Source organism: Mycolicibacterium neoaurum, from assembly GCF_036946495.1.
GTDB lineage: Bacteria > Actinomycetota > Actinomycetes > Mycobacteriales > Mycobacteriaceae > Mycobacterium > Mycobacterium neoaurum_B.
Map to the genome: position 1 here is coordinate 2,009,708 of NZ_JAQIIX010000002.1, position 11,905 is coordinate 2,021,612.

The following is an 11,905-nucleotide window of genomic DNA, read 5'->3' on the forward strand; positions in this document are numbered from 1 at the left end:
CGGTGCACGAGCCGTCTCAGAAATGCGACCTGAGCTCACGACGCGAGCGGATGTTCAACTTGGCGAAGACCTTTCGCAGGTGATACTCCACCGTGTGTGCGCTGATGAACAGCTCACCGGCAATCTCCTGATTCGTCAGTCCGCGACCCGCCAACTGCGCGATCTGCTGTTCCTGGGAGGTGAGGGCGTCACCGGCTGCGGTCGGTTGTTTGCGGGTCTTGGTGCCGGCGGCCTGGAGCTCCCGCCGGGCGCGTTCGGCGAACCCGGTCGCGCCGATGCGGTGCAGTGACTCGTGGGCCAGGCGTAGATGTTCGCGCGCCTGTTTGGCGGAACGATTACGCCGCAACCATTCTCCGTACAACAGGTGTGTCCTCGCCAGCTGCGCCGCCTGCCGGGTTCTGCCGAACTGGTCGAGAGCCTCCACATAGAACTCCTCGGCGGCCGGTCCGTCGGCAAGCAGTGCCCGCGACCGAGCAAGTGACCCCAACGCCCGTGGGGTCGAGGCGGCCAGTGTGCGGGCCTGCAGCTGCTGCATCGGCTCGGCCGCCCGCTCGGGCTGATCGCAGCGGACCGCCGCCTCGATGAGCTCGAGCAACATCTCGTTGTAGAAACCCAGGTCCTCATAGGCGAATGCGAGCAACCCCGCCTCCAGAGCCTCCTGATAACGGCCCCTGCCGTTGTTCAACACGGCAGCGCCGTAATGGGCCAATCCGGTGATGCGACCCTCGCCGCGGGCGGTGCTGTCCTTCAGTGCGGCAGCGATCAGCCGAGACGCCTCGGCATCATCACCGGACCATGCCGCGAGAACGAGGCGGTGATACCGCGGTGGCGTGTATCCGGTTGCGACCGAGATCTCGTGAGCCTTGATGACCAGCTCCCTGGCGGAACCCAGTTCCCCGGCCTCCATCTCGGAACCGGCGCGGGCCAGCAGAGATGCGGGCAACAGGGTGAGTGCGCCGCGCTCGGTCGCGAGCTGGATGGCATATGCGGAGATATCGCGCCAACCCTCGTCGTCCCACGCCTCATGGATCAGGGATTCGTGCACGGCCGGGAATCCGAGCCAGAACCAGTCGTTGCCCACGCCGGCGACCTCGTCGCGGCCGGCCGCCTTCAACGCCTCCAACGCCGTCTGCACGGCCGGCATCGCGGCCTCGGCGCCCGATGCGAGCCGGTCGGCCAGCGCCTTGGCGACCTGATCGAGCGGGCGACCGCCCTCGGCGGCGGCGAGAGCAGTGCGGGCGGCCGCACCGATCTCGGCGGCCTTGGTACCGCCGTGGCGGCCGACATACATCGCCGCCGTCATCGCCTCCAGATAGGCCGCGCCCGCCATCGCCGGATGGAGCACCTGCAATTGCTCTGCGACCGTACGGAACTGGTCGACCGCGGACAGCAACGCCTGGGCGTCACCGTTCGTCCTCGCCGACACGAACGTCAAGCGGGTCCGTAATTGCGCCCACTGTGCCTGCTGCAGGTCCGACAACGGGCACAACTGCGCCGTCGCCAGCAATTGCCGGGCAGACTCGAACGATGCCACCTCGCGATGGGCTTCGGCGGCAGCCAGTGCACGGGCGCCGCGCGTCGCCGGATCGGGTGTCAGCTCGACGGCTCTGGTGAGAAAGGCCGCCGCGGCGGCCGTTCCACCGCGCTGACGGGCACGCCGCGCCGAGGCCTCCAGTTCGTCGGCCACCCCGGCATCGACACCGTCGGCCGCCAGCGCGCGGTGCCAGGCGCGGCGGTCGGGGTCGGCGGTCGGGTCGGTGGCGGCGGCCAACGCGCGATGAGCGGCCCGTCGTTCGTCGGTGGTGGCCGAGCGATAGGCGACACTGCGTGCCAACGGGTGCTGGAACTGCACCCGGGTGTCGACGGTGATCAGGCCGGCATCCCGCGCGGCCGTCTCGGCCGAGGCGGGCACCTGCTGCACCTCCATCGCGCGACGCAGCAGCGACGGATCCCCGACGGGTTCGGAGGCGGCCAGCAGCACCACCCGTCGGGCATCCGCAGGCAGGGACCGCAGCGTCGACAGATAGCGATCCTCGATCTCGGCGACCACCGGGCGCCGGTCGGGACGCTGGAAACCGCCCGCCAGGTCGACGGCATTGAGTCCCTGTGAAATGGCTTGCAAGGCAAGTGGGTTGCCGCGTGCCTCGGCGACGATTCGGTCGCGTACCGCCGGGTCCAGGCGGCCGGGGAACACCGACTCCAACAGCTCGCGCGCGCTTTCGTCAGTCAGACCCGGCACGGCCATCGCGGGCAACCCGGCGATACCGTCGATGGGCGTGCGCAGCGCGAGGACAAGGCCGACCCGGACGTCGGGCAGTCGGCGCGCCACGAAGAACAGCGTCTGCGCCGACACGGTGTCCAGCCACTGCAGATCATCGACGATCAGCAGTACCGGACGTCGCGCCGCGGCATCGACGAGCAGGCCGATCACGGCGAGGCCGACCAGGAAGCGGTCAGGGGCGGGTGCGGTGTCGCTGAGCCCGAAAGCGCTCTCCAGTGCCGCGCGCTGTGGGGCGGGCAGTGCGGCGCGCAGGTCCAGGATCGGCGCGCACACCTGGTGCAGACCCGCGAACGGCAGTTCCATCTCCGACTCGATACCGGTGGCTTCGAGGATGTGGAAGTCGGCGGCGGACGCGCGCAAATGACCCAGCAGGGTGGTCTTTCCGACGCCGGCCTGTCCGAGCAGCACACGCACCTCGCTGCCGCCGTCGCGGACGGTGCGCACGAGTGCGTCGAGCACCTGGCATTCGGCATTCCTGCCGATCAACGCGGACATCGCAGCCGATCTTTGCACGGTCGCCCCCGGGGGCTCGATGCGACGCGAGGTCGGCGGTGACCCGATCAGATGCCGTGCCGGGCCGCGTACTCGCAGACTTTCAGGACCCGCCGGACCGGTGCGCTGGTCAACAGCGTCAGTACCACGTCGGCCAGGATGCAGCGGTATTCCAGTGTCTTCAACATCGAGTAGCCCGCGCAGCCGAAGAAGTCGATATCGGTGAGGTCCAGCACCATCCGTTGGCACAGCACGACCTTGCTCAGCGCGTAGTCGAGTAGGACGTCGGTGTTGGTCGCGTCGAGTTCTCCGGTCACCGTCACCACGGCCAGATCGAAATCCTGCCAGTGCGTGGTCATCTGGAGAGCACGCCGGGAGATGCCGACGGGCACCGGAGTACCGCTGGGAAGTGTGTCTGTCATGACGCCCTCACTGGAAGCGGGGTATCGCTGAGGCGACCTGTGCGGCTGCTGCTCAACCGGCCTCCAGGCTACCGGGACGCCGGATCCATAATGCGACGATCATCGGCCGCATGGCGAAGTGTGCGGCGCGCCTCACCGCCGCAGTGTCTCGTGCGGACTCTCGCCGTAGGTGCGCCGATACAGCACGGCGAATCGACCCGTATGGGCGAAACCCCACCGGGCCGCCGTCGCCGCGACCGTGGTCACCGACCGGTCGCCGGCGATGAGTTCCTTACGCGCCTGGGCCAGCCGGATGGTGCGCAGGTGGGCCGTCGGCGTGGTGTTGAGGTGCCGCCGGAACAGGTACTGGACGGTGCGCGGCGACAGGTACAACGCCGCCGCGATGTCTCGGACGCTGATATCGCGTGCGGCGTTGTCCTGGATGAAGTTGACCGCCTGGCGCAGGAGCGCAGGCTGGTCGGCGCCGGTATCGGCATCCGGGGACCCCGTCGGCAGGTCGTTGGGGAAGGTGCTCAGCAACGCACTGGCCAGCATCCGGCCCGCCGAGCGCAGCACGATCGGGTCGTCGGTGGTGTTGTCGGAGGTCAGCAGGCTGTCCAGGAAGCGTTCGGTGGCCTGCAGCGCATGCGTGGTGTGGGCCTCATCGGGTGTCAGCGCGGTGAAGCGCGGTACCGACGGGGACTCGGTGTCTATCGCCGCGACCTCGGCGAGCAGGGCCTTGGACACCACCACCGAACGCAGCTGGGCGTCGGAGAGGGTCACGCGCACGGGGCCGAGACCACTCGATGCCAGAATCCACGTCCCGGGATCCGCGACCGTGGCGAAGCCGCCGTGCTGTACCTCGACCCGGCCGGCCAGCACGTGCAGCGCGACGACCGCCGGGACATGCTCGGCGCGCAGCTGCACCACTCCGGCGTGTCGGATCTCCTCGATTGCGAAGGCGTCGACATCAACCCTGGAGTGTGTGCACGAGCACGGACCGTGATCGGCGCCATCGATGCGGGTGATGCCGAATCTGGTCGAATAGCACTGGTCCAGATACTTCTGGATCAGTTCGGGATCGCTGGAATTGATGCCTGCTCGCTCGGGCAAGGCGGCAACAATGGGATCGGACGTCATCTGGGCTCCACAAAAATGGCTCCGGATGGGCGTCGTACCTGAACCCACGGTCTATGCGGTCAGTTTACCCACGTGAGGAAATTCAAACGGGTCGGTCCTCCCCAGTCCGGGAATCGATGACCTGCTCCGCCAGGTCCACCAGAGGCGTATTGCTCTCCTGGGACAGCCTGCGCAGCAGCCCGAATGCCCCGGAGGCGTCCACCCCGAAGCGCTCCATCAGGATGCCTTTGGCTTGCCCGATCAAATCACGGGAGGCCAGCGCGCTGCGGAACTGCTCATCGCGCACCAGCAGATTCCAGGCCACCGCGGTATGGGTGGCAAGGATCAGCCCCAGCTCGACGGCGTCGTCGTCGAAGGCATCGGTGCGTTCGCCGTAGAAGTTCAGGGCGCCCATCGCCTCGCGGTTCCGAAACAGCTGGAAAGCCAGCGAGGACCGGATGCTGGTGTTCTGCCGCGTCTCCTGGCAGAACAGCGGCCAGCGCTGTTCGGTCTCGATATCGCGGATCCGCATCGTGTGCTGTTCCCACGCTGCCTCCAGGCAGGGACCCTGTCTGGTGCGCCGCTGGATGTCATCGATCTTGTCGGCCACCGAATCGGTCGCGGCCACCGACTTGACCTCACCCTCGCGGGTCGCGATGGTGATGCTCGCCGACACGGCGCCCGGCAGCGCCGCTGCCGCATTGACGGTCAGCTCCCGCAGCGCGGTCTCGGTGTCGTTGGGTTGCGTGCGCTCCAGATCGCGAAGCAACTCCGCGAAGCGGAGGGCGACCGCATCACGTTCGGCATTGCGCATGAGCCACAAAATAGCGCGGTTCCCGCCGATCGGCCCATGGGTATCCCAAACACCGCGCCGCACGGCGCTCGGTGTGGTGTCAGTGCGCGACGGGAGTTCGCGGCGTTGCGTGCGCGGTCTTGGCCGAGCGCGCCGCGTTGCGGGCGGCGAGCACCCGGCGCCGCTGGCGCTCGTCGCGGTTCATGCGGCGGCAGAGCGCGCGCAGCTTGCCCGCGGACAGCTGCCGGTGGCGGTCCACCAGTTGGTCGAGCTGCTCCCAACTCAGGCCGTCCAGGTCACCGTCGGCGTCATGGCTGGCGATCACCACAGCGCCGCGCAACAGGGGAACGTTGCCGGCGCCCAGCGAGGTGGTTGCCATCAGAAGTTCGGTGGCGGTGCGGTTGACGCGGCGTTGGCAACCACCGGCGGTGGGGCTGAACCAGAAGTCGAACTGATGGTCTGCGCTGGTCAGCGCCTGAAGTCCCTGGGCGTTGACGAGTTCGGTGATATCGGCGGTGGTGTAGGCGCGTGTCTCATAAATGGCGCCGTTGGCGCTGAGGAAGAGGACTGTGTTCATGGTGATGATCCATTCGGCTCTTTCGTAGTTACCGGTGTGACGCTTTGCTGCGCCTGTTACCAAAGTTACCCGTGTGACAAACGGGCCAAACCTTGATAACAATCCGGTTGCCGAAAAATTCCGTAGCCGAACGGCCGTCAGGGCAGGGGGCCGGCGAGGGTCGCGGGCCGACACAACGCCGCCACCGTCAGGGTGAGCGCGGCTGCGACCGCGAAGGCCGCCTGCACGTTGACCGCATCCGCCGTGCCGCCCAGTACCGCGGCCGCGATCGGACGTGACCCGAGGAAGCCGACCATCCACAGCGCCATGATCCGGCCGCGCAGATCCTGTGGCGCGCGCTCCTGCACCACCGTGGTCAAGCCGGTCAAAGCCCAGCCGAAGCCCAGACCGGCGAGCGCGAAGCCGCCCATCGCGACGGCCGGTACCAGGCTGGCGGCCAGTACCGCACACCCCAGTCCCAGCCCGGTCAGACCGAGGAACGACACTCGCGCGGACGGGAGCCTGCCGCCGACGGCAGCGAGTGCCCCCATACCCACCGCTGCACCGACTCCGAAGATGGCCGAGAGCATTCCGACGAGCTGGGTGCCGCCGCCCAGCGCATCGGCCAGCGCGGGTGCCAGCGTGATCGACGGATCGGCAGCGACCCCGACGGTCGTGACGGCCAGCAGGGCCATCAGCAGCGGGCGGTCGCGCCAGACATGCCGCAGCGCGGCCCGTACGCGACGGTCGGCGTCGGCGGCCCGTGCCGGCGGTGCGGGCAACCGCACCGCGATGATGAACAACGCGAAGACCAGGTGCAGACCGGCGCTCACCGCGAATCCGGTGGCTGCACCGAAATGGGCCGCCAGGTACGCGCCGGCCGCCGGCCCGGCAATGCGACCGATGGTCATCGGAATGCTGTTCAGCGCCATCGCCGTCGACAGCTCGCCCGGCCGGATGAGGTCGGGCACGATCGACTGCATCGCAGGCCCACCCACCACGAAACCGACGCCCACGATGAGCGAACCGAGCAGGACCGCCACCGCGGCGGGCGTTCCCTGCTGATCTGGTTCCAGGAACATCCAGCCGGCGATCGAACCCGATCCGGCCATGCACAGCACCCGGCCGAGCAGGATCTGCCTGCCGGGATTACCGGAATCGGCCCAGCGGCCGCTGACCGGGCTGAGCAGCAGCTGCGGCCCGAACTGGAAAACCCCGACCAGACCCACCATCAGAGCCGATTCGGTGGCCTCATACACCACGACGGCCGCGATGATGCTGTGCGTCCAGACCGCGACGATGGAGAACATCCGGCCCCAGAACAGGGTGCCGAACACCGGGTCCAGCAGCAGCCGGACCGGCCCGCGCGGACGCGCCTGCGCAGTGGGGTCGATGAGCTGTGGCACCAACCATGTTTAGCAAACATAGCTAAATACACACAGTCGGTGCGACGGCCCGGCATCGCTTGGCGATCGCCCAACATGGGTACTCGTGGCCGGTCACGCAATCTCCGGAAGGATCTATGACCGCTTCGCATCTGCAGCCCACCGACGGGGCGATCAGTGATGCCAGAGATGTTGCCGCTGCGGTGGCAGCCGAATTCTCCACCAAGGTCGTCGGGCAACATCAGCTACGCGAATCCCTGCTGCTCGCCTTGCTCGCCGGTGGCCACCTGTTGGTCGAAAGCGTCCCCGGCCTGGCAAAGACAACCGCGGCCCGAGTGATAGCGGAATCCATCGACGGCAGCTTTTGCCGCATCCAGTGCACCCCCGATCTGCTGCCCAGCGATATCATCGGCACCCAGATCTACGAGGCTGCCAGCAACTCCTTCACCACCCGTCTCGGACCGGTACACGCCAATATCGTTCTGCTCGACGAGATCAACCGTTCCAGCGCCAAGACCCAGAGCGCCATGTTGGAGGCCATGCAGGAACGCCAGACCACCATTGCCGGCGTGGAGTATCCGATCCCGGCACCGTTCGTGGTGATCGCGACCCAGAACCCGGTCGACCAGGAGGGCACCTATCCGCTGTCGGAGGCGCAAACAGACCGGTTCATGCTCAAGGAACTGGTGCAGTACCCCTCCGTCGCGGACGAGGTCGAAATCATCGAGCGGATGGATGCCGGACTCTACGACCGCGACCACCCCGCCCGTGCCGTGGTCACCGTCGACGACATCCGGCGCGCCCAGACCGCCGTGCGCGCCGTGCACATGGATCGTGCCCTCGTCGAATACGCGGGCCGGGTGGTCGGGGTGACCCGCGACCCGGACGGCCACCTCCCCGCGAGCGTGGCGCGGCTGATCGAATACGGCGCCAGCCCGCGCGCCACCATCGCATTCTGCCGTACCGCAAGGGCTTTGGCAGTCCTGCGCGGACGCAATCACGTGCTTCCCGATGACATCGCACGGTTGGCGCACCGCGTTCTGCGGCATCGGATGGTGCTCGGGTTCGAGGCCGCCAGCGCCAGGGTCACCCCCGATGCCGTGGTGGACGCGGTGTTGCGAGCCGTCCCGGTCCCCTGAGGCGGCAATGGGTAAACACCTCGATGCGGCCAAGGCGTTAATCGGCAGGGACGCGGCGGGCATGCTCACCGGCGGTCGGTACGCCCTGGTGCACACCAGGAGCATGGAATTCGACGAGCTGCGGCCCTACGTGCCCGGCGATGACGTCCGCGATATCGACTGGAAGGCCACCGCCCGTTCGGGGCACCCGCTGGTCAAACAGTTCGTCACCGAGAAACACCACAAGATCTTGGTCGTCGCCGACGCCGGCCGCAACGCCTGCGCCGCCACACCGACCGGCGAGCCGAAATCCCAGGTGACGTCCCACATCATCGGCGCGATCGGGTTGATCACCTTGCCGCGTTCGGACGAGATCGGGCTGGTCACCGGCGACCGCCGCGGCTGCGTCGACATCCGGTTGCGGCGCGGCGAAACTCATATCGAACGCATGCTGCACCGCTATAACCAGCATGTCGGCGCAGAACCGGATGTCAGCGATATCGTGGTTCAGCTGCAATGGGTGGCCCGACATCAGCGACATCCGCTGCTGGTCATCGTCGTCGCCGACGAGCCCGAGATCAGCGACCGGTTACGGGACGTGCTGCAGTCACTCGGTGCACGCCACGATGTGCTGTGGGCCATGGTCGGCGACCGGCCCGCGGTCGATCCCGCCGATCCGGGCACCGGGTACGACGTCGCCGACGGTCGTCGGGTGTTGGGCGCCGACGTCCTCGGCGACCGCGTTGTGCGTGCCTATCAGCGGTCCGAAGAGCAACGCCGACATGATCTTTCGGAGTTCATGACCGAACTTCGGGTGCCGCATGCGCGGATCGCGTCGAGCGCGGGCATCGCTGGGGCGCTCGCGGCGATGACGGGGGTCTACGCCCGTGCCGGATGACCTGTTGAGTACCTGATGGATGCGCCGCCCGTACCGAGAGGATGGCTGTGGGGTGTGGGGATGATCATCGCGGCGGTCGTCGGCTGGTACCTGGGCGTGCTGTGGTGGACCGCACCGGGGCGAGCAGAACCGGCCGTGGTGGGCGCGGCGCGAGCGGCGATCATCCGGCGTCGGGCGCTGCGATCCATCGCCGATATCAGGATGCGTTACCGGGCAGCCGATCTCAGCGCACCTGCCGCCGCATCGCAGCTCAGCGGACACCTGCGCCGCTTCTTGCGGGAGACCACCGGACAGCGCGCGGAATATCTGCAGCTCCCCGAGATCGCCGGGGGTGCCCTGGCCCCCGCAGCGCCCGTCCTCACCGCCCTCGATGACATCCAGTTCAACCGGACCACGATCGCCGATCTGGAGGTGGCCGCCGATGCCGCCGAACGGCTGGTGCGCCAATGGATCTGACATGGCCGGCCGTCATCGTCTTCGCGTGCATCGGACTGGCCGGATGCATCATTGCCGCCCTGCTCTGGCCGTCCAGGACGCCCGAGCGTCCGCCGCGTGCGCTGGCCAACACCCGGCGGCTGACCGCCCTGCCGGAGTACGTGCGGGCCGCCCGACTGCAGGCCATCTCGGTCGCGCTGAGCATCCTCTTGCTGGTGGCGGCCTTCGCCGCAGCGGCGCTGGCCGCCGCGCGACCGAACGGATTGCCCGCACCGCAGCGCCAGGTTGCGGCAGACCAGCCCGAGGACATCATGGTGTGCGTCGGTGACGCACGCGACGATGCGGCGGTCCAGGCGACCATGCGATATTTCGCCGAGGCGGTGCGTGGATTCGGCAGCGAACGCATCGGTTTGACGTCGGCCAACCGGCGGGTCATCCCGCTGACCCGCGACTATCAGTACGCCGCAGCACGGTTCGCCGATCCGGCGGCGCTGACCTCCAGTGTGTCCTACGTCGACTATGTCCCGACGGTCTCGGACATCCTGGCGCTCTGCTTGACCGGGTTCCCGAACTTCGAATCCGAGGCACCACAACGCCGATCGCTGATCTATGTCGGCCCCGCGGTGCTACCGGACGATCCCGCACCGGCACTGTTCAGTGATACCGCCGTGCGCGCGCTGGCTCGCGATGGTGCCGTCCAGGTCAATGCCATCAGCACGGGTGCGGGACTGCCCGCCGCGCTGGCCGAGGCCACCGGCGGACGCGCGTACCCCGCCACGGCCGATGTGGTAACCCGGCTCGCAGAGATCCGCCGCAATCCACCACCACCCGTACTCGATGCCGACGGTGCAGCGGCGTACGCGTCCGAGACCCCCGATCCGGCTGTGCTTGCGGCGCTTGTCGCGATAGCCGCCGCGCTGGTGATACCGGTGGTGATCCGGCGATGACGTTGCAACCCGCGCTGCCGATATGGCTTCTCATCGCCGCAGCGGTGCTGGTGATCGCCGTGAGCGTGCTGGGCCTGCGGGCAAAAAGCCGGGCACCGGTCGCGGCGGCACTGCTGTTGTTGTGCGCACTGCTGCGGCCGGTTATCGGGGGGTCCGCGCAGGGGGTCACCAGTGTTGCCGGTGACCGCGACCCGAACATCTTCTTGGTCGTCGATCGCTCACCCGATATGGCTGGAACGTCGGTCATCCAGGCGCGCAACGATATCGAGGCACTGATCGACCGCTATCCCGACGCGCGCTTCGCGGTCATCGGCTTCGCGGCCCGCCCATCGCTGGACTGGCCGCTGTCCGCCGATGCGTGGAGCCTGCGCCCGATCGTCGCCGGCATCGGCGTCGATGACACTGCAAGCGCCGACACCGCCAATGCCGGCGCCGCGGCGACGGTCCTGCGCTACCAACTCATCGCGGCGACCCAACAGTTCCCCAGGGCCCGCAACCTGGTGTTCTATCTCGGTGCCGGTACGCCCGGATCCGATTTTCCGCCAAGGGAATTCGCGTTGCCCGAGAACTCCGTGGACGGTGGTGCCGTACTGGCTTATGGGACCGCAGGCGAAACGACCCTGCGGACCGTCGCCGATCAGCTCGGGGTGCCCTACCTGCCACGCGAACCCGGCAGTTCCGTCGCCGATCAGCTGGATGCCGACGATGTCACGGCGAGTGCTCCCGCGGCGACCAGACAGACGGTGTCGGGGTTCGAGCTGTACTGGGTGCTCAGCGGTACCGCAGCGATGCTGCTGCTCGGTGCGCTCTACCACGTGCTCCGGGAGCTGCGCCGTACCAGGCTGGACCGGGTGGAGGTGGGTCGGTGACCACCCTGCGCAGGCGAGCGTTGCTCTTCTCCGCCCCGGTAATGCTGATCCTGCTGCTCATCGCCTGTCGACTGGCGTGGACAGGGCTGGCCGAAGATGCTGCGGCGAAGACGTTTTCCGACGGTATCGCCGCGGCGCGCGATGACCGGCTCGTCGAGGCCGAGGAGGACTTCGTATCGGTGCTGGATCGCGTCGACGACGGTAGATCCTGTGCGTTACGCGTCGATCTGGTGCTGGTGCGCGAGACCCTTGGCGACCGCGCGGTGGCGGACGTCGAGGCCGATGACGCGCGCGACCACTATCGGAGCGCCCGCGAGGTCATCGAGCAGGCGCCGCGGGCCTGCTTTGCCGACAACACCGACGCCGATCCCGAGCGTCGGGAGATTCGGGCGCAGTCGGCGGCACGGCTGGATGCCAAGATCGCTGCGCTGTCGCAACCGCTACCACCCGCTCCGCCGCCCCCTCCTGCCGGTGCGCCGCCGCCACCGGCAGCGACAACCCCAGGCAGCGCGTCGACCCCTGATGTCCAGGAACGCCGACTGAATCCCGACATGGGCGATCCGCTGGACCGTCTCGGGGACATCCTGCGCGATGCTGCTCGGTGAATGACG

At 68.0% G+C, this 11,905-nt stretch carries 12 protein-coding genes; 6 read left to right on the forward strand and 6 right to left on the reverse strand.

Features of this window, described 5'->3' with window-relative positions:
• Nucleotides 1–16 precede the first annotated feature (16 nt).
• From PGN27_RS14960 to PGN27_RS14985, 6 genes are all read right to left on the reverse strand, one after another.
• A complete protein-coding gene (locus PGN27_RS14960; RefSeq protein ID WP_335326817.1) occupies nucleotides 17–2,776 on the reverse strand; it encodes an AAA family ATPase in 2,760 nt (919 codons plus the stop codon).
• Between the two features lie 65 nt (nucleotides 2,777–2,841).
• Entirely contained in the window at nucleotides 2,842–3,195 is a 354-nt protein-coding gene (locus PGN27_RS14965; protein WP_335326818.1) for an STAS domain-containing protein, read from the reverse strand.
• A gap of 132 nt (nucleotides 3,196–3,327) precedes the next feature.
• Nucleotides 3,328–4,314: a helix-turn-helix domain-containing protein gene (locus PGN27_RS14970; protein ID WP_335326819.1), complete on the reverse strand. Its 987-nt coding sequence runs from the start codon at nucleotides 4,312–4,314 to the stop codon at nucleotides 3,328–3,330.
• An 82-nt stretch (nucleotides 4,315–4,396) separates the two neighbouring features.
• Nucleotides 4,397–5,107 (reverse strand): GAF and ANTAR domain-containing protein, encoded by a 711-nt coding sequence (locus PGN27_RS14975; RefSeq protein ID WP_335326820.1) that lies wholly within the window; start codon nucleotides 5,105–5,107, stop codon nucleotides 4,397–4,399.
• A gap of 79 nt (nucleotides 5,108–5,186) precedes the next feature.
• Complete coding sequence (locus PGN27_RS14980; RefSeq protein WP_335326821.1) at nucleotides 5,187–5,663, reverse strand: hypothetical protein; 477 nt, start codon at nucleotides 5,661–5,663, stop codon at nucleotides 5,187–5,189.
• 137 nt (nucleotides 5,664–5,800) lie between these two features.
• The gene (locus PGN27_RS14985; RefSeq protein WP_335326822.1) at nucleotides 5,801–7,051 is read right to left on the reverse strand and encodes an MFS transporter; all 1,251 of its coding nucleotides are present in this window, start codon (nucleotides 7,049–7,051) and stop codon (nucleotides 5,801–5,803) included.
• A 113-nt stretch (nucleotides 7,052–7,164) separates the two neighbouring features.
• On the opposite strand from PGN27_RS14985, the gene PGN27_RS14990 reads away from it, so the two are divergent.
• From PGN27_RS14990 to PGN27_RS15015, 6 genes are read left to right on the forward strand one after another with little or no spacing between them, the layout of a single operon-like run.
• Nucleotides 7,165–8,166 carry an AAA family ATPase gene (locus PGN27_RS14990; RefSeq protein WP_335326823.1) on the forward strand — a complete coding sequence of 334 codons (1,002 nt, stop codon included), beginning with the start codon at nucleotides 7,165–7,167 and terminating at the stop codon, nucleotides 8,164–8,166.
• Nucleotides 8,167–8,173: 7 nt separating this feature from the next.
• A complete protein-coding gene (locus PGN27_RS14995) occupies nucleotides 8,174–9,043 on the forward strand; it encodes a DUF58 domain-containing protein (RefSeq protein WP_335326824.1) in 870 nt (289 codons plus the stop codon).
• A gap of 60 nt (nucleotides 9,044–9,103) precedes the next feature.
• A complete protein-coding gene (locus PGN27_RS15000) occupies nucleotides 9,104–9,499 on the forward strand; it encodes a hypothetical protein (RefSeq protein WP_335326825.1) in 396 nt (131 codons plus the stop codon).
• Nucleotides 9,490–10,425: a hypothetical protein gene (locus PGN27_RS15005; RefSeq protein ID WP_335326826.1), complete on the forward strand. Its 936-nt coding sequence runs from the start codon at nucleotides 9,490–9,492 to the stop codon at nucleotides 10,423–10,425. Before PGN27_RS15000 ends, PGN27_RS15005 begins: the two co-directional genes overlap by 10 nt.
• On the forward strand, nucleotides 10,422–11,294 hold the full coding sequence (locus PGN27_RS15010; RefSeq protein WP_335326827.1) for a vWA domain-containing protein: 873 nt from the start codon (nucleotides 10,422–10,424) through the stop codon (nucleotides 11,292–11,294). Before PGN27_RS15005 ends, PGN27_RS15010 begins: the two co-directional genes overlap by 4 nt.
• On the forward strand, nucleotides 11,291–11,899 hold the full coding sequence (locus PGN27_RS15015) for a hypothetical protein (RefSeq protein WP_335326828.1): 609 nt from the start codon (nucleotides 11,291–11,293) through the stop codon (nucleotides 11,897–11,899). Before PGN27_RS15010 ends, PGN27_RS15015 begins: the two co-directional genes overlap by 4 nt.
• Nucleotides 11,900–11,905: the final 6 nt, after the last annotated feature.